Source organism: Nioella sp. (assembly GCF_965215655.1).
Taxonomy (GTDB): Bacteria; Pseudomonadota; Alphaproteobacteria; order Rhodobacterales; family Rhodobacteraceae; genus Nioella.
Genome location: NZ_OZ244111.1, coordinates 3,185,528 through 3,208,275 on the forward strand (window position 1 = coordinate 3,185,528; position 22,748 = coordinate 3,208,275).

At 64.8% G+C, this 22,748-nt stretch carries 20 protein-coding genes; 15 read left to right on the plus strand and 5 right to left on the minus strand.

Annotation, left to right across the window (positions count from 1 at the left end; genetic code table 11):
• Positions 1–35 precede the first annotated feature (35 nt).
• Positions 36–1,193 carry an acetylornithine deacetylase gene (gene argE, locus ACOOEX_RS15920; protein ID WP_420395753.1) on the minus strand — a complete coding sequence of 386 codons (1,158 nt, stop codon included), beginning with the start codon at positions 1,191–1,193 and terminating at the stop codon, positions 36–38.
• Positions 1,190–2,374, minus strand: a complete 1,185-nt coding sequence (locus tag ACOOEX_RS15925; protein ID WP_420395754.1) for a M24 family metallopeptidase — start codon at positions 2,372–2,374, stop codon at positions 1,190–1,192. Before ACOOEX_RS15925 ends, argE begins: the two co-directional genes overlap by 4 nt.
• A gap of 130 nt (positions 2,375–2,504) precedes the next feature.
• On the opposite strand from ACOOEX_RS15925, the gene ACOOEX_RS15930 reads away from it, so the two are divergent.
• The 3 genes from ACOOEX_RS15930 (at position 2,505) to ACOOEX_RS15940 (ending at position 4,258) form a co-directional block, all read left to right on the plus strand.
• Positions 2,505–3,095, plus strand: a complete 591-nt coding sequence (locus ACOOEX_RS15930; protein ID WP_420395755.1) for an rRNA large subunit pseudouridine synthase E — start codon at positions 2,505–2,507, stop codon at positions 3,093–3,095.
• A 20-nt stretch (positions 3,096–3,115) separates the two neighbouring features.
• A complete protein-coding gene (locus ACOOEX_RS15935; protein WP_420395756.1) occupies positions 3,116–3,502 on the plus strand; it encodes a YbaN family protein in 387 nt (128 codons plus the stop codon).
• A gap of 354 nt (positions 3,503–3,856) precedes the next feature.
• On the plus strand, positions 3,857–4,258 hold the full coding sequence (locus tag ACOOEX_RS15940) for a hypothetical protein (RefSeq protein WP_420395757.1): 402 nt from the start codon (positions 3,857–3,859) through the stop codon (positions 4,256–4,258).
• Positions 4,259–4,366: 108 nt separating this feature from the next.
• On the opposite strand, the gene glpK is transcribed toward ACOOEX_RS15940, so the two are convergent.
• Together glpK and glpD are read right to left on the minus strand one after the other, a co-directional pair.
• Positions 4,367–5,854 carry a glycerol kinase GlpK gene (gene glpK, locus ACOOEX_RS15945; RefSeq protein ID WP_420395758.1) on the minus strand — a complete coding sequence of 496 codons (1,488 nt, stop codon included), beginning with the start codon at positions 5,852–5,854 and terminating at the stop codon, positions 4,367–4,369.
• 253 nt (positions 5,855–6,107) lie between these two features.
• A complete protein-coding gene (gene glpD / locus ACOOEX_RS15950; RefSeq protein ID WP_420395759.1) occupies positions 6,108–7,679 on the minus strand; it encodes a glycerol-3-phosphate dehydrogenase in 1,572 nt (523 codons plus the stop codon).
• Between the two features lie 127 nt (positions 7,680–7,806).
• Here glpD and ACOOEX_RS15955 point away from each other — a divergent pair, with 127 nt between their 5' ends.
• The gene (locus ACOOEX_RS15955; RefSeq protein WP_420395760.1) at positions 7,807–8,574 is read left to right on the plus strand and encodes a DeoR/GlpR family DNA-binding transcription regulator; all 768 of its coding nucleotides are present in this window, start codon (positions 7,807–7,809) and stop codon (positions 8,572–8,574) included.
• Here ACOOEX_RS15955 and ACOOEX_RS15960 read toward each other — a convergent pair.
• Complete coding sequence (locus ACOOEX_RS15960; protein WP_420395761.1) at positions 8,552–9,229, minus strand: arylesterase; 678 nt, start codon at positions 9,227–9,229, stop codon at positions 8,552–8,554. The two genes, ACOOEX_RS15955 and ACOOEX_RS15960, sit on opposite strands and share 23 nt — an antisense overlap.
• Here ACOOEX_RS15960 and ACOOEX_RS15965 point away from each other — a divergent pair.
• The 11 genes from ACOOEX_RS15965 (at position 9,228) to ACOOEX_RS16015 (ending at position 22,746) form a co-directional block, all read left to right on the plus strand.
• Complete coding sequence (locus ACOOEX_RS15965; RefSeq protein ID WP_420395762.1) at positions 9,228–9,899, plus strand: ABC transporter ATP-binding protein; 672 nt, start codon at positions 9,228–9,230, stop codon at positions 9,897–9,899. The genes ACOOEX_RS15960 and ACOOEX_RS15965 overlap by 2 nt on opposite strands.
• Entirely contained in the window at positions 9,896–10,252 is a 357-nt protein-coding gene (locus ACOOEX_RS15970; RefSeq protein ID WP_420395763.1) for a hypothetical protein, read from the plus strand. The genes ACOOEX_RS15965 and ACOOEX_RS15970 overlap by 4 nt, the downstream gene beginning before the upstream one ends.
• On the plus strand, positions 10,249–12,768 hold the full coding sequence (locus tag ACOOEX_RS15975; RefSeq protein ID WP_420395764.1) for an ABC transporter permease: 2,520 nt from the start codon (positions 10,249–10,251) through the stop codon (positions 12,766–12,768). The genes ACOOEX_RS15970 and ACOOEX_RS15975 overlap by 4 nt, the downstream gene beginning before the upstream one ends.
• Positions 12,769–12,840: 72 nt before the next feature.
• A complete protein-coding gene (locus ACOOEX_RS15980; protein WP_420395765.1) occupies positions 12,841–13,638 on the plus strand; it encodes a metallophosphoesterase in 798 nt (265 codons plus the stop codon).
• Between the two features lie 106 nt (positions 13,639–13,744).
• Positions 13,745–14,473 (plus strand): Ldh family oxidoreductase, encoded by a 729-nt coding sequence (locus ACOOEX_RS15985; RefSeq protein ID WP_420395766.1) that lies wholly within the window; start codon positions 13,745–13,747, stop codon positions 14,471–14,473.
• A gap of 36 nt (positions 14,474–14,509) precedes the next feature.
• Positions 14,510–15,478 carry a LysR family transcriptional regulator gene (locus ACOOEX_RS15990; RefSeq protein ID WP_420395767.1) on the plus strand — a complete coding sequence of 323 codons (969 nt, stop codon included), beginning with the start codon at positions 14,510–14,512 and terminating at the stop codon, positions 15,476–15,478.
• 563 nt (positions 15,479–16,041) lie between these two features.
• A complete protein-coding gene (gene acs, locus ACOOEX_RS15995; RefSeq protein ID WP_420398385.1) occupies positions 16,042–17,967 on the plus strand; it encodes an acetate--CoA ligase in 1,926 nt (641 codons plus the stop codon).
• A 10-nt stretch (positions 17,968–17,977) separates the two neighbouring features.
• On the plus strand, positions 17,978–18,664 hold the full coding sequence (locus tag ACOOEX_RS16000; RefSeq protein WP_420395768.1) for an adenylate kinase: 687 nt from the start codon (positions 17,978–17,980) through the stop codon (positions 18,662–18,664).
• 102 nt (positions 18,665–18,766) lie between these two features.
• Positions 18,767–19,027: a DUF4212 domain-containing protein gene (locus tag ACOOEX_RS16005; protein WP_071689077.1), complete on the plus strand. Its 261-nt coding sequence runs from the start codon at positions 18,767–18,769 to the stop codon at positions 19,025–19,027.
• Between the two features lie 14 nt (positions 19,028–19,041).
• Positions 19,042–20,826: a sodium:solute symporter family protein gene (locus tag ACOOEX_RS16010; protein WP_420395769.1), complete on the plus strand. Its 1,785-nt coding sequence runs from the start codon at positions 19,042–19,044 to the stop codon at positions 20,824–20,826.
• 105 nt (positions 20,827–20,931) lie between these two features.
• Positions 20,932–22,746 (plus strand): DUF294 nucleotidyltransferase-like domain-containing protein, encoded by a 1,815-nt coding sequence (locus tag ACOOEX_RS16015; protein WP_420395770.1) that lies wholly within the window; start codon positions 20,932–20,934, stop codon positions 22,744–22,746.
• Positions 22,747–22,748: the final 2 nt, after the last annotated feature.

A 22,748-nucleotide genomic window follows, 5' to 3' on the forward strand; every position in this document is an offset into this window, starting at 1 on the left:
AGCACCGCGATAGCTGACCAGAGCGGAAACCCGCGTCAGGAGAGCCGCTGGCTGAGCCGCTCCAGCAGGCCCAGACACTGGCCCATCTGGGTCAGTTCGATGAATTCATCGGGCTTGTGGGCCTGCTCGATAGAGCCCGGACCGCAGACGACGACCGACATGCCCAGATCCTGAAAAAGCCCCGCCTCGGTCCCGAAGGGCACCAGCCCCGCGCCGTTGGCCCCGGTCAGTTCCATGACGATATCGCGCGCCTCGTTCTCGCTGGCAGGGATCAGCCCGTCGACCTCGCCCACGACTTCCGTTTCGATACTGGCATCGGGGCTGACGGACCGCATGGCCGGCAGCAGCACTTCTTCGCAATAACGGTGCAGGTCGCCCCGCACGAAATCGGCATCCGATTTCTGCACGGGCCGCATTTCCCAATCCACCTGCGCGCGGCCTGGAATCACGTTATGCGCGACCCCGCCAATCAGCGCGCCGGTGTTGATCGTGGTCCAGGGCGGCTCGAACGCGCTGTCTGCGGGCGCGCGGGTCTTCAGCGCCTCTTTCAGCTCCATCAGGCGGTTCACGTAGCGCACCGCGTATTCCACCGCGTTCACCCCGTGATCGGGCGCGGACCCATGCCCCTCCAGCCCGGTGAAATGGGTGGAGTATTCACAACATCCCTTGTGCCCTTCGATGATCCGCATCGAGGTGGGTTCGCCCACGATCGCCATATCCGGCAGCAATTCGCGCCCGCGCAGCGCCTCTACCAGGGCCTGCGCCCCAAGGCATCCGACCTCCTCGTCATGGGTAAAGGCGAAATAGACGGGCTTCTTCAGCGCCCGCTCGGCAAAGAGCGGCGCCATCGCGACAGAGGCCGCGATAAACCCTTTCATGTCACAGGTGCCGCGCCCGAAAAGCTTGGCGTCGTCGGCGCGCATCCGGAATGGGTCGCTCGTCCATTCCTGGTCCGCCACCGGCACCACGTCGGTATGACCCGACAGCATGATGCCCCCCGGCACCTCTGGTCCGATCCGGGCAAAGAGATTGGCCTTGCGCCCGGTCCCGTCCTGCAACACCTCCACATGCGCGCCTGCCGCTTCCAGATGATTGGCAAGGCAGGCGATCATGTCGAGGTTGCTGTCGGGCGACACTGTCGGGTAGGCGATCAGCTCGGCCAGCAGCTCGGTGGTCTCGGGCAGTCCGGTCATGGCTTGACGAAGAGCTTGCGCTCCACGTTGCACAGCGTTTCCGCCGGGCCATCCTCCTTGATCAGGATGGTCTCCGTGGTTTCCAGTCCCCAACTGTCCATCCACAGCGCCGGCATGAAATGGAAGGTCATGCCCGGTTGCAGCACGGTTTCATCCTCGCCCCGGATCGACGCGGTACGCTCGCCCCAGTCGGGCGGGTAGGACAGGCCGATCGGGTAGCCCATGCGCCCCTTGCGATCGAACCCGTGCTTGTGCAGCACCTCCATGAAAGCGTTGAAGATATCGCGGGTCTGGTTGCCCGCCCGCGCGGCGTTCAGCCCCGCCTCGATCCCCTCCATCTGCGCGGCCTCGACCCGGCGCATCTCGTCCGACGGCGTGCCAAGGAAGATCGTCCGGCAGAGCGGCGCATGGTAACGGCGATAACAGCCCGACAGTTCGAAGAACGTGGCCTCGCCCTCGCGCATCTCGTCCCCGTTCCAGGTCAGGTGCGCGGCGGTGGCATCGAGCCCCGAGGGCGTCAGCGGCACGATGGCCGGGTAATCGCCCCAGGCATCGTCCACCCCGGTGATCCCCGCATGCATGATGTCCGCCACGAGATCATTCTTGCGCACCCCCGGCGCGGCGCGCTCCAGCGCGACCTGCACCACCTTCTCGGAAATCTTCGCCGCCTTGCGGATAAAGCCGATCTCCTCCTCCGATTTCACCAGCCGCGGCCAGTTCACAAGCGCCGTGGCATCGACCAGTGTTGCATTGGGCAGCTCCGCGCCCAGAACCGCATGCGCCTTGGCGGAGTAATAGTAATTCTCCATCTCCACCCCGATCCGGGCCGAGGCCAGCCCCATACGGGTGAAATGCTCCGCCAGATCCTGCATCGGGTGGTAGACGGTCGACTGGATGTAGTGGTCCGAATAGCCGTGAATGTTCTCCGCCGCCATCCAGCAGGTCCGTTGGCCGCCAAGCGCGTCCATGGACCGGCCCCACCATTCGGGCTCGCCCTCCATCCGCAGGATCACGCCCTGATGCACGTAGAAGGACCAGCCGTCATAGCCCGTCAGCCAGGCCTGGTTCGAGGGATCGGTCACGAAAATCGCATCGAGCCCGGCTTCGGCCATCGCGGCCCGTGTCTTGGCGATCCGCCGGTCATATTCCGCCTGGCTGAACGGTGCGCATCCCGCTGGCATCTCATCTCTCCCTGTCTGGCTGTTCCGATCACGCTAGGGGAAATCGGAAACACCGCAACAGCTTTTCCGACACCGCGCTTGCCGAACGCGTCAGGATCGGTCAGGACCGGGGACAGCGAAAGGCGAGGCAATGACCAGACTGATCCTTTTCAACAAGCCCTATGACGTGCTCTCGCAATTCACCGACAAGGGGGTGGAAGGCAGCCCCCGCCGCACCCTGTCGGAATTCATCGACGTGCCAGGCGTCTATGCCGCCGGGAGGCTCGACCGCGACAGCGAAGGGCTGATGGTGCTCACCGATGACGGGCGCTTGCAGGCCCGCATCACCAGCCCCCGCGCCCAGACCCCCAAGACCTATTGGGCCCAGGTCGAGGGCACCCCGACGGAGGACCAGTTGCAGGCCCTGCGCAAGGGCGTCACCCTGAAAGACGGCCCCACCCGCCCCGCGAAGGTACGCCTGATGGAGGAACCCGAAGGCCTCTGGCCCCGCACCCCGCCCGTGCGCTTTCGCAAATCCGTGCCCGACGCATGGCTGGAACTCACCATCACCGAAGGCCGCAACCGCCAGGTCCGCCGCATGACCGCCGCCGTGGGCCTGCCCACGCTGCGCCTGATCCGCGCCCGCGTCGGAAAATGGGCGCTCGAAGGCCTCGCCCCCGGTGACTGGCGCGATGCAACGGCAGACCTGACTGCCCCTTCCCCCCGGCGCAAACCGCGCTAAACCCGAAGGGCATGAGCCTGATGCCAGACCCCGCAAACCGCCCCCGCCTGCGCCACCTGCCATGGCTATTGCTTGGCTGGACCGCCGTCGCGCTCGGCTTCGCGGGGGTGGTCCTGCCGATCCTGCCGACGACGCCCTTCCTGATCCTCGCCGCCTTCGCCTTCTCGAAGAGCTCCCCCCGCCTGCGCCAATGGCTGGTGGATCACAACATCTTCGGCGGCCCGATCCGCGATTGGGAGGAAAAGGGCGCGATCCGCCCGCGCTACAAGATCATGGCCTGCACCGCCATGGCGCTGGTCCTGTTCGCCAGCATTCTCTCCAGCCTCAGCGGCATGATCATCCTGATCCAGATCATGGCCATGGGCGGCGCAGCGGCCTTCATCCTGTCCCGGCCGAACGGCGACTGATCCCCCGCCCGTTCATCTTGGCCAAAATACCTCCGCCGGAGGCGTCCTGCCCTCTCACCCCACGGATCACCCCGGACAGCGCACCTCCAGCAGCCAAATTCCCGTGGCAACGCGGCCCGAGGAGGGCGCCAGAGGCGCCTGACGAGGGGCGCTCCCCGGTCGACGCGCCCGCGCGGCGAAACCAGAGGACGCTCCGCCAGGACATCGCCGATGTTTGACCGAGAACCCGCAGGGATGCTACTCTGAAGGACAACCCGGATGCGGCCACGGGGCCGGTGGTCACCGTCGCGGACCGGGGCAGGAGGCCGTGGCGAGAACGGATCGGGCGCTTAGCGTACCCGCCGGAGGCTTTCCTTGACCTGTTTTTCCCGATCCCTTTCCGTGGTCCTCTTTTCCGTGGCCTTTCTGCACCCCCCCCAGGCAGGCGCCCAGATACGCAGCTATACCTGTAGCGATGCCGATGCGTTCTTCGGATCCGTCTATGCACCGGGCTGGGACTACATTTCCGGCTACGGCTCCCGCTCTGACTGCGAGAACGCCTGTTGGGGCTTTGCCAGCTGCGAGGCCTATTATTGCACCACCATCGGCTATTGCGTTGCGCTCCATGCCGGTCCGAGCACCTCGGGCGGCGGCACGGGAAGCGGGTCCGGGACCGGCTCGGTCGGGCCAAGCCGGTCCAACCTGCCCTTCGGTGCGGCCTGCGGCTTCAACTCCGAATGTCAGTCAGGTCAGTGCTGGCTTGGCTTCTGCCAGTAGCGGATTCCGCGTTTCGTCTGCACGCAGGGTGTACGGGGGGTGCACGGGGGGTGTACGCCCGGCACCCCCCCTTTTTTCGCCGCCGGACGGGTCGGAACAGGCCCGCCGCTAGCGGCTCAAGGTCCGCGCCACGGCGTCCTTCCACCCGGCATAAAGCCGCGCGCGCCCGGTCTCATCCATCCTCGGCTCGAATTCCCGCTCCAGCGCCCAGGTATCAGCAAACCGGTCACGGTCCGGGTAGATCCCGGCCTTCATCCCGGCCAGCCACGCCGCCCCGAGCGCGGTGGTTTCCAGAATCTCGGGCCGGTGCACCGGCGCACCGAGAATGTCCGCGAGAAACTGCATGGTCCAGTCCGACGCGCTCATCCCGCCATCGACGCGCAGGATGCTGTCGCCGCCCGCCCCTTGCCAGTCGGCGCGCATCGCTTCCCACAGGTCACGTGTCTGATATCCCACGCTTTCCAGAGCCGCACGCGCGAATTCCGCGGGACCAGAACTGCGCGTCAGACCAAAGACCGCCCCCCGGCAATCCGCATCCCAATAGGGGGCACCAAGGCCGGTGAAGGCGGGAACGAGATAGAGCTGTTGTTCAGGATCAGCGGTTTCGGCCAATCCCTGTGTCTCGGGCGCCGCGCCGATGATCTTCAGCCCATCCCGCAGCCATTGCACCACCGCACCGGCGATGAAGATCGATCCTTCCAGCGCATAGGTGGGCGTGCCGTCAAACTGGTAGGCGATCGTTCCCAGCATCCGGTTTTGTGACCTGACCAGCGTGTCGCCGGTATTGAGCAGCGCGAAACAGCCCGTTCCATAGGTCGATTTCAGCATCCCCGGCGCGAAACAGGCCTGCCCGATCGTCGCCGCCTGCTGGTCGCCCGCGACGCCCAGAATGGGCAGCGCCGCACCGAACAGGCCCGGTTCGGTCTCGCCGAACTCCGCCGCGCAATCCTTGACCTCGGGCAGCAGGCTCATCGGGATGTTCAGAAGACCGCAGATTTCCGCATCCCACTGGCTCTCGCGGACATTATAGAGCAGCGTCCGCGCCGCGTTGGTGGCGTCGGTCACATGGGCCGCGCCGCCCGTCAGCCGCCAGATCAGGAACGTATCGACGGTGCCGAAGGCCAGCTCACCGCGTGCCGCCCGCTCACGCGCGCCCTCCACATTGTCCAGCAGCCACGCCAGTTTCGTCCCGGAAAAATAGGGGTCCAGCAGCAGCCCGGTCTTGTCCTGCACCATGGCCTCGTGCCCCGCCTCGCGCAGCGCGGCACAGCGATCCGCCGTGCGGCGGTCCTGCCAGACGATGGCGTTATGCAGGGGAGCGCCGGTCGTCCGGTCCCACAGCAGCGTAGTCTCCCGCTGGTTGGTGATGCCGATCCCGGCAATCTCGGCCGCCGAAAGCCCGGCCTTGTCCAGCGCCGCGCGGCAGGTGTCGACAACCGTGGTCCAGATATCCTCGGGATCATGCTCGACCCAGCCCGAGGCCGGGAAATGCTGCGTGAACTCCTGCTGCGCGGTGGCCTTGATCTTCATGTCGCCGTCAAACACGATGGCACGGCTTGATGTAGTGCCCTGGTCGATGGCCAGAATATGGGTCATCGGTTCCTCCCTTGTTGTCGCGATCCTAGCGGGCGTTCCCTGACCCGCAAGTCATTCGGTTGATTCCGGCAGGGTTCGCCGCCTGCCGGCGTCGACCGGGGGGCGGCCCTCCTCAAGCCCCTTTGGGGCCCTCGTCGAGCCGCGTTGCCACGGGATATCGGGAAGCGTCGTGTGCCGGATCGGATGGTTGATGTGGTTGCGGGGTTGGGATGCCTCCGGCGGAGGTATTTTGGCCAAGATGAAAGACAGGCGCTCATTCCATTGCTGCCGGAGCATTGGCGGAAGCGATCATGAAGCGGTCGATGGCGGCGATCTGGTCCTCGGTCAATCTGAGCCCGAGCCGCGTGCGGCGCCAGACGACATCCTCGGCGCGGCGGGCATATTCCTTGCGCATGAGCCAATTGAGTTCTACCTCGGTAAGCGTTGCACCAAAATCACGGCCAAGGTCGGCGGCGTCGGTTGCATTCCCGAGGATATCGCGCGCCTCTGTGCCGTAGTGACGCACAAGCCGCTTGGCCCAGGCCGGGGTGAGGAACGGATAATCGGCGCGTAGCCCGTCGATCAGGACCTGCACGCCAGCCACGGGGAAATCCCCACCCGGCATGGAAACACCTGCCGTCCAGTCCCCGCGCGAGAGGGGCAGATACTGGCCGATCTTGTCCATCGCGCTTTCGGCAAGCTTTCGATAGGTGGTGATCTTGCCGCCGAAGACGTTGAGCACCGGCGGCCCGTTCGCATCAACCTTCAGCACATAGTCGCGCGTTGCCGATTGGGCGGCGCTGGCCCCGTCATCATAAAGGGGGCGGACACCGGAATAGGTCCAGACCACGTCGTCGCGCGTCACGGGCTGCCTGAAATACTGGGACGCGAAGGCGCAGAGATAGTCCTGCTCCTCGCCGGTGCAGACCGGTTTCACCGATGGGTCAGGATGGTCCAGATCGGTGGTGCCGATCAGGGTGAAATCCTCTTCATAGGGGATCGCAAAGATGATCCGCCCGTCTTCGCCCTGAAAGAAATAGCACTTGTCGTGATCGTAGAGCTTTCGGGTCACGATATGGCTGCCGCGCACCAGCCGCACGTTTTCCCGCGAATTCACGCGGATCTTCGTCTGGATCACGTCGCCAACCCAGGGGCCCGCCGCGTTGACCAGCATCTTTGCGCGCACCGTCCGCTGGCCGGTCTCATCCACCAGCGTGATGGCCCATTCATCCCCGTCTCGGGCCGCTGAAATCACCTTGGTGCGCACCATGATCTGCGCGCCGCGCGCCTCGGCATCGCGGGCATTCAGCACCACCAGCCGCGAATCCTGCACCCAGCAATCGGAATACTCGTAAGCCTTGGTAAACCTGTCTTGCAGCGGTTGGCCCTCTGCTGCGGTGCGCAGGGCGACGGTCTTGGTTCCCGGCAGGATCTTTCGCCCGCCGAGATGATCATAAAGGAACAGGCCCAAGCGGATCAGCCAGGCCGGACGCCGCCCGCGCATCCAGGGCATGACCAGCCCAAGCAGCCGCGAGGTGGGCGTTGTGCTCTCGAACCGCATATCCTTGTGATAGGGCAGCACGAAGCGCATGGGCCAGCTGATATGGGGCATCGCGGACAGCAGCACCTCGCGTTCCTTCAGCGCCTCGCGCACCAGCCGGATCTCGAAATATTCCAGATAGCGCAGACCGCCATGGAAGAGCTTCGTCGCGGCAGAGGACGTCGCCGAGGCAAGGTCGTTCATCTCGGCCAGACCGACCGTCAGCCCCCGGCCTGCCGCGTCCCGCGCGATGCCGCAGCCATTGATGCCGCCGCCGATGATGAAGAGGTCATATTCCTCTGGCATGAGAGTCCCGCTTTCCTGATGATGCGCGACTCCTCTCACTTCGTGTTCGCTTTGTCAATTTTCATGTTCGCTTTTCTTCGCTTCCGTGTGTGGATTTCTTCGATATAAGAAAGGCGAAGGAGAGCCCATGCCCATCACGCCCCGCCAGTCCGACATTCTCGACCGCGCCCGCAGCGACGGGCGGGTGATGGTGGAAGGGCTGGCCGAGGCCTTTGGCGTGACCGTCCAAACCATCCGCCGCGATCTGACGGAGCTGTGTGACGCACGGCTATTGGACCGCATCCATGGCGGCGCTGTGCTGCCCTCGGGCGTCACCAATATCGGCTACGAGGACCGCCGCCGCCTGAATGCGGATGCGAAAGAGGCCATCGCCCGCGCCTGTGCCAACGAGATCCCCAATGGCGCCTCGCTTTTCCTCAATATCGGGACGACAACCGAGGCCGTGGCCCGCGCGTTACTGGGGCATAGCGGGCTGATGGTGGTCACCAACAATATGAACGCCGCGCAGATCTTGGCCGCGAACCCATCTTGCGAGGTGGTGCTGACCGGGGGCGCGCTGCGCCGGGCGGACGGGGGTCTTGTGGGCGATCTGGCGGTGCAGACGATCCGCGCCTTCAAGGTGGATGTGGCGGTGATCGGGGCGTCGGCGCTCGATGCCGACGGCGACCTGCTCGACTTCGATATTCAGGAGGTTCGGGTGGCCCATGCCATTTTGCAACAGGCTCGACAGGCCATTTTGGTCGCCGATCAGGGCAAGCTGACCCGCGCGGCCCCGGTGCGGATTGCCTCGCTGTCCGACCTCGATTTGTGGGTTACAGATGCGGAACCGCCTGCGGCGCTGCGCGCGCTCTGCCGTGACTCGGGCACCGCGATCAGGGTTGCTCAACCCGCGTGAGAAGAGCCTCGACCGCAGGCCCAAGCGCCTCGACAATCAGGGCCACGCCATCGGCATTCGGATGGATGCCATCGGCCTGCATGACCGCCCGAAGATCGGGGGCCGCAACGACCGGGGCAAGGAAGCTTTCAGCGTAGAGCGTGCCGTATTCCGCCGCCAGATCCGGATAGATCGCATCAAAGGCGGCCTGGTAGTCTGGCCCGTAGTTCAACGGGGCCTCCATGCCGACCAGCAGCACCTCGACCCCTGCCGCGCCCGCCGCGTCCAGTATGCCGGCCAGATTGGCCCGCGCAGCCTCTGGCGGCAGGCCGCGCAGCAGGTCATTGCCGCCAAGCGTTACGATCAGGGCCTGAACATCCGATGTCAGCGTCCAGCCGATCCGCGCCAGCCCGCCCGCCGTGGTATCCCCCGACACGCCCGCATTGATCAGCCGCACCTCGTGGCCACGCGCCTGCAACCATGCCTCCAGTTGTGGGACAAAGCCCTGATCGGCGGGCAGCCCGTAGCCTTGGGTCAGACTGTCGCCGAGCGCTGCAATCACCACCTCGTCGGCCCATGACGGTGCGGCAGTCAGGCCAAAGGCCAGCACAGCCGCCTTGCCCAATCCCCTCCGTCCCCCATATCCATGAGATATATACGCCCGGAGCCTTTTCATGACGTCCCCCATTCTGTGCCTCACTGATGTAACCCTGACGCTTGATGGCAATGCCGGTCCGGTCGAGATTCTGCACGGGATCACGCTTGCGGTTGAAGCCGGGGAAACGGTGGGGTTGGTGGGGCCGTCGGGGTCGGGCAAATCGTCTCTCCTCATGCTCATGGGCGGGCTGGACCGGGCCACGGGTGGGCGGGTCGAGGCCTTGGGGCAGGACCTGACACCGATGACCGAGGACCGGTTGGCGCGCTTTCGCAGGGACAATATGGGCGTGGTCTTTCAAAGCTTCCACCTAATTCCCACCATGACCGCGCTGGAAAACGTGGCGACACCGCTGGAACTGGCGGGCCGCAAAGATGCGTTCGCACGGGCGGAGGAGGAACTGACCGCCGTGGGGCTTGCCGACAGGATGCAGCACTATCCCGGCCAGCTATCAGGCGGGGAGCAACAACGTGTGGCACTGGCCCGCGCCGCGGCGCCGCGCCCGCGCATCCTGCTGGCCGATGAACCCACGGGCAATCTGGATGAGGCCAACGGGCGCGCGATCATGGACTTGCTCTTTGACCTGCGCGACCGCCATGGCGCGACGCTGATCATGGTCACCCACGCGCCGGAGCTTGCCGCACGCTGCGACCGGGTGATCGGCCTGCGCGACGGGCGGCTCGACGCATGATCAGGGTCACCAACTACCCCGTGATTGGGCAGGTGGCGCGCGCCGCGAATGGCCGCCTGACCCTGACGCCGGAACAGGATCTGATGCGGGAGGGCATCCTCTACCTCGTGGAACGCATGGTTCCCACCGAACGCCGCCTTGCCGTGCCCGGCGGCATGCTGCGCTTTGCCGAGAGCGGGCGGCTTTTCGCGCTGCTCGCGCGCGCCCTGCCGGAATGCCATGCGGCGCTTGACGAAGGCGCCGTGATCGACGCGCGCTTCCGCGATATTGCCGACCCGATGGAGGCCGCCTTCACCGCACAGGAAATCCGCGACCGGCTGGCGCCGCCGTGGAACTGGGGCAAGCAACGATGAGGCCCGCCCTCAACATAGCCCTGCGCGATCTGCGCGGGGGGCTGCGCGGCTTCCGCATTTTCCTGGCCTGCCTGACACTCGGCGTCGCGGCGATTGCCGCCGTGGGCTCAGTCCGGCAGGCGGTGCAGACCGGGCTGGAAGAAGAAGGTGCGGTGATCCTGGGCGGCGATGCCGAGATGACCTTCGTCTATCGCATGGCGACGGAAGAAGAGGCCGCGTGGATGGCATCGCAGGCACTGACCCTGTCCGAGACCGTCGATTTCCGATCCATGGCGGTGGCCGAAGTGGATGGCGAAACGGCGCGCGGCCTGACGCAGTTGCGCGGCGTTGACGGCCTCTATCCGCTGTATGGAGAGGTCGGGCTTGATCCGGCCATGACCATCACGGAGGCGCTTGCCACGACCGACCTGCCGGGCGCGGTGATGCACCCGACGCTGATCGCGCAGATGGGGTTGCAGATCGGGGATCGAGTAACTTTCGGGGTGCAGGATTTCGAATTGCGGGCGGCGCTGACCCATGAACCCGACATGGCAGGCGGCAATTTCGGCCCCGGCCCGCGCACTCTGGTGCGGCTGGATGCGCTGGAGGGCTCGGGCCTGCTTGGTCCGGGTACGCTATACAACAGCCAGTATCGACTTGCCCTGCCAGAGGGCACCAACCTTGCCACGCTGGAGACCGAGGCGCGCGGCCTCTTCGCCGACAGTGGCATGCGCTGGAAAGATGCGCGCAACGCCGCCCCCGCCCTTGACAGGTTCGTCGAACGGATCGGCGCGTTTCTGGTGCTGGTGGGGCTGGCGGGGCTGGCCGTGGGTGGCGTGGGCATTTCCGCCGCCGTCCGCAGTTACCTGACCGGAAAGACCGACACTATCGCCACGCTGAAAACCCTCGGCGCGGAGCGGCGCGTGATCTTCACGGTCTACTTCCTGCAAATCGGTGCGATGACCCTGCTAGGACTCGTCCTGGGTCTCGCCCTGGGCGCTGTCCTGCCGCTCGGGCTTGCGCCGCTGATCGCGGGGGCGCTGCCGGTTCCGGCCGACTTCGGGTTCCACCCCGCACCGCTGGCCGAGGCGGCACTCTATGGCGCGCTGACGGCGCTGATTTTCACCCTCTGGCCACTGGCCCGTGTGGAGCAGGTCCGCGCCGCCGCGCTTTACCGCGAAACGGCAGGGCTCGCCCGTCTCTGGCCGCGCTGGCCGTTTCTGCTGATCATCGCCGGGCTGGCGGCGGCCCTGATTGCGCTGTCCGCATGGCTGTCCGGCATCCCGCGCCTGGCCTTCTGGTCCGCGGCGGCGATCCTGTCCGCGATGATCATCCTCGTCCTCGCCGCCGGCCTTGTGCGCCTGATCGCGCGCCACGCAGCCCGCCATGCACGCGGCCGCCCGGCGCTACGGCTGGCGCTAGGATCTATCGGCGCACCGGGGTCGGAGGCCACCAGCACCATCCTGTCGCTCGGGCTTGGATTGTCTGTTCTGGCCGCCGTGGGACAGATCGACACCAACCTGCGCGCCGCGATCCAGCAGGATTTACCAGAGGTCGCGCCCGCCTTCTTCTTCGTCGATATCCAGCCCGACCAGATCGCCCCCTTCCTGACCGTGATGGAGGCCGACCCCGACGTGACCCGCGTGGACAGTGCACCGATGCTGCGCGGGGTCATCACCCGGATCAACGACCGCCCGGCGGCGGAGGTCGCGGGCAATCACTGGGTGATCCGGGGCGACCGGGGCCTGACCTATCGTGCCGACGCACCGTACGAGCGCGAGATCACGGAGGGCGCGTGGTGGCCAGAGGACTACGACGGCCCGCCGCAGATGGCCTTTGCCGCCGAAGAGGCTCTGGAAATGGGCATCGGCCTTGGCGACACGATGACCATCAATGTCCTTGGCCGCGACATCACCGCGACCATCGTCGCGTTGCGAGAGGTCGATTTCTCCAACGCCGGGATCGGCTTTGTCATGACCCTGTCACCCAATGCGCTGGCCGGTGCGCCGCACACCCACATTGCCACCGTCTACGCGAACCAGCAGGCCGAGGCCGACATTCTGCGCGAGGTCGCCGCGATCGGCCCCAACATCACCGCGATCAGCGTGCGCGACGCGATCGACCAGGTGGCGCGGGCCTTGTCGGGCATCGCGGCGGCCACGTCCTGGGGGGCGGCGGCCACGTTGCTGACCGGCTTCATGGTGCTGATCGGCGCAGCGGCGGCGGGCGAACGCGCGCGGACCTACGAGGCGGCGGTGCTGAAGACCCTCGGCGCCAGCCGCGCGCGCATCTTGGCAAGCTTTGCCTTGCGCGCCGCCCTTCTCGGCATGGCGGCGGGTGCGGTGGCCGTGGCGGCAGGGGGGCTGGCCGGATGGGCCGTGACCCGCTTCGTGATGGAGACCGACTTCGCGTTCAACCTGCCCTCTGCCCTGGCCATCACGCTTGGAGGCGCGCTGGCAACCTTGCTGGCCGGTTTGGCCTTCGCCCTGCGCCCCTTGGCCATTCGCCCCGCCGCAATCCTGCGCAGCGAGGGCTGAAACCGGCGAAGCTTTGCCACAGCGCCGCCATACCCTCTTGTTTTTCTTGCCTCGCCAGAGCAAGTGCTAATCATGATCCGCCGCCTGCGCAGCATATTGTCCCGTCCAGTGAGCGACGCATCCCCCGCCCCCGCGCGGGATGCCCTGCCGCGCCCGGAATTCGCCACCTATGTCATCGGCGATCTGCACGGGCGGGCCGACCTGCTGGAACGGGCGCTGGACCGGATCGACGAACATGTGGGCCGGACCGGTGCCCGCAACCCGCAGGTGGTTTTCGTCGGCAACTATATCGACCACGGGCCCGACAGCGCCGCGACGCTGACCCGGGTATGGGAGCTGTCCAAGGAACTGCCGAAGAACGTGACCTGCCTGATGGGCAATCACGAACGGATGCTGCTGGATTTCCTGTCCGACCCCAAGACCCGCGGCCCCCGCTGGCTGCGATCCGGCGCACGTCCGACGCTTGACAGCTTCGGCCTTCATACCAGCCAGCTGGAACCCGGCTGCGCGCCGGAACTGTTCCGGCAAGAGGCGCTGGCGCTGCGCAGCCACATGTCGCCCGCGCTGCTGGACTGGCTGGAAAACCTGCCCCTGTCCTGGAACTCCGGCAATCTCTGGGTCGTCCATGCCGCCGCCGATCCGCAGCACGCGATGGAAGACCAGTCGCCCCGCGTCCTGCTGTGGGGGCATCCCGAGTTCGACACGCGGCCCAGGTCGGACGGCACCTGGATCGTGCATGGCCACATCTCCGCCGAGGCCCCGGTCAGCACCGAAGGCCGGATCTGTGTCGATTGCGGAGCATGGGAAACCGGGCTGCTCTGCACCGCCGCCTTGCTGCCCGATGGCCGGTTTGAATTCCTCTACGCCTGATCGCGCACGGGATTTCTTAACCTTATCGGGGCATGCGCCGTGGACAGAGGCGCCCCGCTGTCTCTAAACTCCTGCGGGCAAGGTTCCTGAGTAGTGAGTGCCGCCGGTGAAAGACATTGGCGAACGTGACATCCTGGCCCCCGGCGACATCGAAGCGCTGGTCTTGGATGTGTTTTTACACGCGGGCCTTTCGCCTGACAGCGCAGCCCCCGTCGCGAGATCCATCCGCCACGCCGAAACCGCCGGGTTGCGCCGCCTTGGTCTGGGGCTAGTGCCGCATATGGTGGAGCATCTGCGCTGCGGGCGGGTCAACGGGGGGGCAGCCTTCGACCTGTCGGAAAGCGGTCCCGCTGCCCTGACGGTCGAAGCCGATGGCGGCTTCCCCTGTCCCGCGGTCGCGATCGGTCTTGAAACGCTATGCGACCGCGCCCTGACCCATGGCATCGCGGTTCTTTCCGTGCGCAATGCCTATCCGGTCGGCGCCGGGCGTCTGTTTCTCGATCATTGCGCGGCGCGGGGACTGGTCGGGTTGGCGAATATCGCCGGGCTCGTGGCGAACGCCGCGCCCAATGGCAGCATGGTACTGGAGATCGAGCAGCGCCAGCTTGGCCTGTCGCAGGCGTCGCCGATGATGCAAAGCCGCATTGTCCCTGACCGGGGGACAGGCCGCCCCATCCCCTTCGAGGGCCCGCTCGGCCCCGCCTTCCGGTTGCATCACAGCTTTGTCGCGGTCCGCCCCGCGTTTTGGCATCACGCCCCTGACCCGCCCGTCGCAGTGCAGAATTCCGGTATCGCGGTTTCCCCCGTCCTGTTAGAAAAGATCATCAACGCCTGAGGCAGGATCGCCTCGGGCAGAAGGTGACAAGATCAGATGGGCGGCGTTCTGAAAGGTGTTTCGATCCGGGGGCTGGAAGTGTTCGAGGCCCTTGCGCAGACCGGGTCGGTCGGCGAAGCCGCGCGCCGTTTGGGCATGAGCGCACCCGCCGTGTCCCAACAGTTGAAGAACCTCAATACTGCAGTCGGAATTCCGCTGGTCGATCAGGGCCGACGACCGATGACGCTGACCCCCGGCGGCCGCCAGTTCCTGCGCCATGTGGAGGCCGCACTTGGCGCGCTGCGCACCGGACAGCGCGACCTGACGACGCTCGATCTGTCGGACGTGTCCTCGCTGCGCATGGGGATCATCGAGGATTTCGAGAACGAGGTGACCCCGACGCTGACCGCGCGGCTTGCGGAAACCATGCAGAGCTGCGTGTTCCTGCTGAACACTGGTGCCAGCCACACGCTGCTGAACCGCGTGACCCGGAACGAGCTTGACCTCGCGATTTGTGCCGAGGGGCGGGAGAACCCGCCGGGTGCTGTCATCCATCCGCTGCTGGACGATCCCTACATCCTTGCGATACCGAAGGGCACGAGCCTGGCAAACGGGCTGGAGGGGCTGTCGCATCTGCGCTTTTTGCGCCGCGATCAGGCGCAGGTCATGGGCCGCCAGATCGAGGAGATGCTCCAGCGTCAGGGTCAGACACTTCCCAACAGGTTCGAACTGGATTCCAATCAGTCGATCAGCGCGCTTGTGGCCGGGGGCCACGCCTGGACCATCACCACCCCTCTCAGCCTGCTGCGCGGCGGGCGTTTCCTTGACGGGATCGATGCCCGCCCCCTGCCCTTCGCGGGAACCTCGCGCCGGATCTCGCTGTGTGCCACCGGCGACTGGTCGGGCGATATCCCGCGCCAGATCGCGGCCATCGCCCGCGACCTGATCGAACAGCATTTCACGGCGCCAGGGCTAGACCTGATGCCGTGGTTGCAGGGAGAGTTCAGGATTCTGTCCGACGACTGATCGCCAATGATTCCGGCGAGCCAAGTCGCAATGCGGCTGCCGCAACGCCTGTTTCGCCTTCCATCCCCGCCGGATCTGACCGTGTAGAAAAGAAAACCACTGGTTCAGCCTGACTTTTGGCGATCATGGTTCCCGACTATCCATTTGATACAGAATACTTTTAGGGATTTTATGTAAATTTTTTTACAACCAACACCGCGCCTTCAGAAAATCAGTTACAGAAACCTTTACGACGCTCAGCAAACAATTCTCCAGTTCACGAAATTTTGTAATGTTCAGATCAGGGAAAACGCAACTTATGCACCCTCTTCGGCAAATGCCGCCGACCGGAAGGAGGAAACTCCGGTTCAAGCGGCAGCCCGAAGCAACGGTTGGGGGAGGCTAACCAGATCATTCAGCCCTTTCGGGCCCCGCGCAGGACCAGCCAAACCGCAAATTGGCCCCTGTCCGAATATGCAGGACACGTGGAAAGCAGCCGTTTTCCGCCCCGGTTCGACGTGTCATCTGTTTGGGACAAGAACCGAAACTCTTTAAGGGAGAGACCATTGCCCAACGATACGAACATGATGCCCGACCTTCTGCCCGGCGCTCATATCGACAGCACCAAATACGCCGACATGTATGCGGCCTCGATCAATGACCCCGAGGCCTTCTGGGGCGAACACGGCAAGCGCATCGACTGGATCAAGCCCTACACCAAGGTCAAGAACACCTCCTTCGCCCATGACAACGTGCATATCAGCTGGTTCGAGGACGGCACCACCAATGTCTCGGCCAACTGCATCGACCGTCACCTGGCCACCCGCGGCGATCAGACCGCGATCATTTTCGAGCCCGATGAGCCGACAGACGAAGCGCAGCACATCACCTACAACCAGCTGTCCCAGGAAGTCGGCAAGTTCGCCAATGTCCTGAAGGAACTGGGCGTCGGCAAAGGCGACCGCGTCGTTCTCTACTTGCCGATGATCCCCGAAGCCGCCTACGCCATGCTGGCCTGCGCGCGCATCGGCGCCATTCATTCCATCGTGTTTGCCGGGTTCTCTCCCGACGCTCTCGCCGCGCGGATCAACGGCTGTGATGCCAAGCTGGTCATCACCTCCGATGGCGCCCCGCGCGGCGGGCGTGTCACCGAGCTAAAGGACAACGTCAACAAGGCGATGCTGCATTGTGGCGACGACGTTCAGTGCCTGGTGGTCAAGCGCACCGGCGGGCAGGTTGCCTGGCGTGAAGGCCGCGATCATTGGTACAACGAACTGGCCGAGCAGGTCAGCACCTACTGCATGCCGACCGAGATGAATGCAGAGGATCCGCTCTTCATCCTCTACACCTCTGGCTCCACCGGCCAGCCCAAGGGTGTTGTGCACACGACCGGCGGCTATCTGGTCTATGCCTCGATGACCCACCAGTACACGTTCGACTATCAGGACGGCGATGTCTTCTGGTGTACGGCGGATGTGGGCTGGGTCACTGGCCACAGCTATATCGTCTACGGGCCGCTGGCCAACGGCGCGACCACGCTGATGTTCGAAGGCGTGCCGACCTATCCCGATGCTGGCCGCTTCTGGGAGGTCTGCGCCAAGCACAAGGTCAACCAGTTCTACACCGCCCCGACCGCGATCCGGGCACTGATGGGCAAGGGCACCAGCTTTGTCGAAAAGCATGACCTGTCCAGCCTCAAGCTGCTCGGCACCGTGGGCGAGCCCATCAACCCCGAGGCCTGGAACTGGTACAACGAAAACGTCGGCAAGGGCCGCTGCCCGATCGTAGACACCTGGTGGCAAACCGAAACCGGCGGTCACATGATGACCCCGCTGCCCGGCGCCCACACGCTGAAACCCGGCGCGGCGCAGCATCCGTTCTTCGGCGTCAAGCCGCTGGTGCTGGAACCCACCTCGGGCGAGATCATCGAGGGTAATGGTGTCGAGGGCGTTCTCGTCATTGCAGACAGCTGGCCCGGCCAGATGCGCACCGTCTATGGCGACCATGACCGCTTCGTGAAAACCTACTTCTCGGATTACAAGGGTTACTATTTCTCGGGCGACGGCTGCCGCCGCGACGAGGATGGCGACTACTGGATCACGGGCCGCGTCGATGACGTGATCAACGTGTCCGGCCACCGCATGGGCACCGCCGAAGTGGAAAGCGCGCTCGTGGCACATGAAACCGTATCCGAGGCCGCCGTTGTGGGCTACCCGCATCCGGTCAAGGGTCAGGGCATCTATTGCTACGTGACGCTGATGAACGACGAAACCCCGTCTGATGAGCTGAAAAAGACGCTCTCTGACTGGGTTCGCCAGGAAATCGGCCCGATCGCGAAGCCCGATGTCATCCAGTGGGCCCCCGGCCTGCCCAAGACCCGGTCCGGCAAGATCATGCGCCGCATCCTGCGCAAGATCGCCGAGAACGATTTCGGCAGCCTTGGCGACACCTCGACGCTGGCCGATCCTTCGGTGGTCGACGAGCTGATCGAAAACCGGGCAAACAAGTAAGGCAGGGTTGATGAGCACCGACACCATGACCCGCCCCGTCAACCTGATCCTTCTCGGCCCTCCGGGCGCCGGGAAGGGCACCCAGGCCCGCATGCTGGAAGAAAGCTTTGGCCTTGTGCAGCTGTCCACCGGGGACCTGCTGCGCGAGGCGGTTGCCGCTGGAACCGAGGCCGGCCTTGCCGCCAAGGCGGTGATGGAAAAGGGTGAGCTTGTTTCCGACGAGATCGTCATCGCCATCCTGTCCGACCGGCTGGATCAGCCTGACGTGACCAAAGGCACCATCCTTGACGGCTTCCCCCGCACAGAGGCGCAGGCCGCGGCGCTCGATACGCTTCTGGCCGAACGTGGCCAGAAGATCGACGCCGCGATCAGCCTGGAAGTGGATGACGAAGCGATGATCGCCCGCGTCTCGGGCCGCTACACCTGCGCGGCTTGCGGCGAAGGCTACCACGACGAATTCAAGCAGCCCGCCACGGCGGGTACTTGCGACAAATGCCAGGGCACCGAGTTCAAACGGCGCGCTGACGACAATGCCGAAACGGTGCGCACGCGCCTGACGGCATACCACGCCCAAACCGCCCCGCTCATCAGCTATTACGCCGCGCGTGATGCGCTGACGCGGGTGCCCGCAATGGGGGACATCGACGAGATCGCAGCCAACCTCGGCAAGATCGTCGGCGGAGTCACGGAAGGCTAACACGAGATTCGTCGCCACCTTGCTGGAGGGGTGGCGGCGATAAAAAGACCCGGACCAGTCGGGAGGGCAGGTTCGGGAAACCCAATCGAAGGGAGAACTCACATGGCTGACTCGCCATCTAACAACGAATACTGGTCGGCGAACATCCGTCTGGTCACCATCTGCTTGGTGATCTGGGCGCTTGCGTCGTTCGGCTTTGGCATCCTTCTGCGTCCGCTTGTCAGCGGCATCGCAGTGGGCGGCACGGACCTGGGCTTCTGGTTCGCTCAGCAGGGATCCATCCTGGTCTTCCTGGTGCTGATTTTCTTCTACGCCTGGCGCATGAACTCGCTCGATAAGCAGTTCGGCGTTGACGAAGAGTAAGGACGGACCGACCAATGGATCAGACGACACTTAACTTCATCTTCGTGGGCGCGTCCTTCGCGCTCTATTTCGGCATCGCCATCTGGGCCCGTGCCGGTTCGACCTCGGAATTCTACGCTGCTGGCCGTGGCGTGAACCCGGTTGTCAACGGTATGGCAACAGCGGCTGACTGGATGTCGGCGGCCTCGTTCATCTCGATGGCAGGTCTCATCGCCTTCACCGGCTACAACAACTCGCTCTTCCTGATGGGCTGGACCGGCGGCTACGTGCTGATGGCCATGCTTCTGGCGCCTTACCTGCGCAAGTTCGGCAAGTACACCGTGCCGGAATTCGTGGGCGACCGCTATTACAGCCAGACCGCACGCGTTGTGGCCGTGGTCTGTCTCATCGTGATCTCGACCACCTACGTGATCGGTCAGATGGCGGGTGCAGGCGTTGCCTTCTCGCGCTTCCTGGAAGTGGAAAGCGACACCGGCCTGATCATCGCGGCCTGTGTGGTTGCCGTCTACGCCGTTCTCGGCGGTATGAAGGGCATCACCTACACGCAGGTGGCTCAGTACTGTGTGCTGATCATCGCCTACACCATCCCGGCGATCTTCATCTCGCTGCAGCTGACCGGCAACCCGATCCCGGGTCTGGGCCTGTTCTCCAGCATGAACGAAGGTCTGCCCGGTGGCGTCGAAGCCGGCGTTCCGCTGCTGACCACCCTGGACGGCCTGCTGACCGACCTGGGCTTCAACGAGTACACCGCCACCACCAACCCCTGGCTGATGGCTCTGTACACCCTGTCGCTGATGATCGGTACCGCGGGTCTGCCCCACGTGATCATCCGCTTCTTCACCGTGCCCCGCGTTGCTGACGCTCGCTGGTCCGCCGGTTGGGCGCTGGTCTTCATCGCGCTGCTGTACCTGACGGCCCCGGCCGTTGGCGCAATGGCCCGCCTGAACATCATCACCACCATGTGGCCGAACGGTGTTGAAGGTGAAGCCGTGGCAGTCGAAGACCTGCCCGATTGGTTCCGCACCTGGGAAGTCACCGGTCTGCTCGGTGTTGAAGACCTGAACGGCGACGGCATGATCCAGTACTACAACGCTGGTTCCGAAGCCGGTGCCGCCCTGGCCGAAGCACAAGGTCTGCAGGGCAACGAGCTTGTCACCTTCAACCGTGACATCCTCGTTCTGGCCAACCCAGAGATTGCACAGCTTCCGGGCTGGGTGATCGGTCTTATCGCTGCCGGTGGTCTCGCGGCCGCCCTGTCCACCGCGGCAGGTCTGCTTCTGGCCATCTCCTCAGCGATCTCGCACGACCTGATCAAATCGACGATCAACCCCAACATCTCGGAAAAAGGCGAGCTCATGGCCGCCCGTGTCTCGATGCTGGTGGCAATCGTCGTGGCAACCTACCTGGGTCTGAACCCGCCGGGCTTCGCAGCTCAGGTTGTGGCGCTGGCCTTCGGTCTGGCAGCAGCCTCGCTGTTCCCGACCCTGATGATGGGCATCTTCTCGAAGCGCATCAACTCCAAGGGCGCGGTTGCGGGTATGCTGGCCGGTCTGATCTCGACCTGTCTGTACCTGTTCCTGTACCTGGGCTGGTTCTTCATCCCCGGTACCGCGATGCTGGACAGCAGCCAGTACCTGTTCGGCATCCCGCCGACCCACTTCGGCCCGATCGGCGCAGTGTTCAACTTCGTCGTTGCCTATCTGGTGTCCAACGCCACCGAAGAGGTGCCGCAGGAAATCCAGGAGCTGGTGGAATCGGTTCGTATTCCGCGTGGCGCCGGCGCAGCCGTCGATCACTAAGGGATCGCCCAATCCCGGGGCCTGCGACACCGCAGGCCCTGTTCAAGACACCGGCGCATCCCGACAGTCCGGGGTGCGCCATTTCTTTCCGGGGGAACCCGTTCCATGCCTCAGACGATCCGAGAATTCCTCGCCCATACCCACCCCTATGACAGCCTGCCCGCCGAGGCGCTGGACAGTCTTGCTGGCACGGTGGAGGCGCGTTCGATCAAGGCCGACGCCCAGATCTACAGCCATGGCGAGCCGCTTGAGGCTCTTTACCTGATCATTCGTGGCCGTGTGGACATCACCGATGAAACCGGTGCCGTCCTGTCCATCCTCGGCCCCCGCAACACCTTCGGCGAACGCGGCCTGATGCGCGACGGTCTGGCCGTCACCTCGGCCCGCGCGGAAGAGGATACCGACCTCATCGCCATCCCCGCCGCCGTTTTCAAGGCGCTGGTGGCAGACCATCCCGGAGTCGCCAAGTTCTTCGACCGCACCCGCCCCGCCCGCACCAAGCGGCAAGACCTCGCCACCATGTCGCTGGCCGACATGATGACCCGCGACCCGAGGCAGGTTGCCCCTGACACCCCCATTCTGGCCGCCGCGCAGGACATGCGCGATCATGGCGTATCATCGCTGATGATCACCGAAGGCGAGGCGCTGAAAGGCATCGTCACAACCCGAGACCTGACCAACAAGGCTCTGGCTGAAGGCCTGCCGCATGACACGCCCGTCAGTCAGGTCATGACCGCCGATCCCATTGCTCTGCCGCCCTCCGCGCTTGTCTCGGACGTGCTGCACGCGATGGTCGAACGGCGCATCACCCATATGCCCGTTGTCGAGGGCGGCAAGCTCGTTGGCATCCTGACCCAGACCGATCTGACCCGCTTTCAGGCCACATCTTCGGCTGCACTGATCCGCGAGATTGCCGATGCCCAAAGCTGCGCCGAGCTGGCACGGATTGTTGGCCGCATCCCGCAACTGCTGGTGCAGCTCGTCGGCGCCCATAACGCCCACCAAGTTGTCACAAGGCTAATCACCGATGTGGGCGATGCCACCACCCGCCGCCTGCTGGCCATGGCCGAGGACAAGCTGGGACCGCCACCGGTGCCGTATCTATGGCTCGCCTGTGGGTCGCAGGGGCGGCAAGAACAGACCGGCGTTTCGGATCAGGACAACTGCCTGATAATAGACGACGCGATGCAGCCCGAGCATGACACCTATTTCAAGGCACTGGCAAAGTTCGTCTCGGACGGGCTCGATGCCTGCGGGTATTTCTACTGCCCCGGCGACATGATGGCGACCGCTGACCGCTGGCGGCAACCGCTCAGCGTCTGGCGAGGCTATTTCCGCAAATGGATCGCAAAACCCGACCCCGAGGCGCAGATGCTGGCCAGCGTCATGTTCGACCTGCGCCCGATTGGCGGCGACGAGAGTCTCTTTGCCGACTTGCAGGCCAATACACTGAGAAGCGCGGCCGAGAACTCCATCTTCGTCAGCCACATGATCGCCAACTCTCTCAAGCACACGCCGCCGCTCGGCCTCTTCCGGGGCTTTGCGACCGTGCGCTCGGGTGAACACAAGAACACCATCGACCTCAAGCATAACGGCGTGGTGCCCATCGTGGACCTTGGCCGCATCTATGCGCTGCAGGGGCAACTGCCCGTCGCCAATACCCGCGCCCGGCTGGAAGCGGCCATTGAGGCTGGCAAGGTGTCCACCACCGGCGGGCGCGACCTGCTTGATGCCTATGACATGATCGCCGAAATCCGGCTGGAACATCAGGCCGCGCAGATCCGCCGTGGCGAAAAGCCCGACAACTTCATGCCGCCCACGGACCTGTCCGATTTCGAGCGCAGCCACCTGCGCGACGCCTTCGTCGTGGTCAAAACCATGCAATCCGCCGCCGGCCAGGGCCGTGGCATTCTGAGCTGAGG

Coding starts and splice junctions, on each gene's coding strand:
- argE (WP_420395753.1), bottom strand. CDS start 1,193: ATGACCGGACTGCCCGAGACCACCGAGCTGCTGGCCGAGCTGATCGCC.
- ACOOEX_RS15925 (WP_420395754.1), bottom strand. CDS start 2,374: ATGCCAGCGGGATGCGCACCGTTCAGCCAGGCGGAATATGACCGGCGG.
- ACOOEX_RS15930 (WP_420395755.1), top strand. CDS start 2,505: ATGACCAGACTGATCCTTTTCAACAAGCCCTATGACGTGCTCTCGCAA.
- ACOOEX_RS15935 (WP_420395756.1), top strand. CDS start 3,116: ATGCCAGACCCCGCAAACCGCCCCCGCCTGCGCCACCTGCCATGGCTA.
- glpK (WP_420395758.1), bottom strand. CDS start 5,854: ATGACCCATATTCTGGCCATCGACCAGGGCACTACATCAAGCCGTGCC.
- glpD (WP_420395759.1), bottom strand. CDS start 7,679: ATGCCAGAGGAATATGACCTCTTCATCATCGGCGGCGGCATCAATGGC.
- ACOOEX_RS15955 (WP_420395760.1), top strand. CDS start 7,807: ATGCCCATCACGCCCCGCCAGTCCGACATTCTCGACCGCGCCCGCAGC.
- ACOOEX_RS15965 (WP_420395762.1), top strand. CDS start 9,228: ATGACGTCCCCCATTCTGTGCCTCACTGATGTAACCCTGACGCTTGAT.
- ACOOEX_RS15960 (WP_420395761.1), bottom strand. CDS start 9,229: ATGAAAAGGCTCCGGGCGTATATATCTCATGGATATGGGGGACGGAGG.
- ACOOEX_RS15970 (WP_420395763.1), top strand. CDS start 9,896: ATGATCAGGGTCACCAACTACCCCGTGATTGGGCAGGTGGCGCGCGCC.
- ACOOEX_RS15975 (WP_420395764.1), top strand. CDS start 10,249: ATGAGGCCCGCCCTCAACATAGCCCTGCGCGATCTGCGCGGGGGGCTG.
- ACOOEX_RS15980 (WP_420395765.1), top strand. CDS start 12,841: ATGATCCGCCGCCTGCGCAGCATATTGTCCCGTCCAGTGAGCGACGCA.
- ACOOEX_RS15990 (WP_420395767.1), top strand. CDS start 14,510: ATGGGCGGCGTTCTGAAAGGTGTTTCGATCCGGGGGCTGGAAGTGTTC.
- acs (WP_420398385.1), top strand. CDS start 16,042: ATGATGCCCGACCTTCTGCCCGGCGCTCATATCGACAGCACCAAATAC.
- ACOOEX_RS16000 (WP_420395768.1), top strand. CDS start 17,978: ATGAGCACCGACACCATGACCCGCCCCGTCAACCTGATCCTTCTCGGC.
- ACOOEX_RS16005 (WP_071689077.1), top strand. CDS start 18,767: ATGGCTGACTCGCCATCTAACAACGAATACTGGTCGGCGAACATCCGT.
- ACOOEX_RS16010 (WP_420395769.1), top strand. CDS start 19,042: ATGGATCAGACGACACTTAACTTCATCTTCGTGGGCGCGTCCTTCGCG.
- ACOOEX_RS16015 (WP_420395770.1), top strand. CDS start 20,932: ATGCCTCAGACGATCCGAGAATTCCTCGCCCATACCCACCCCTATGAC.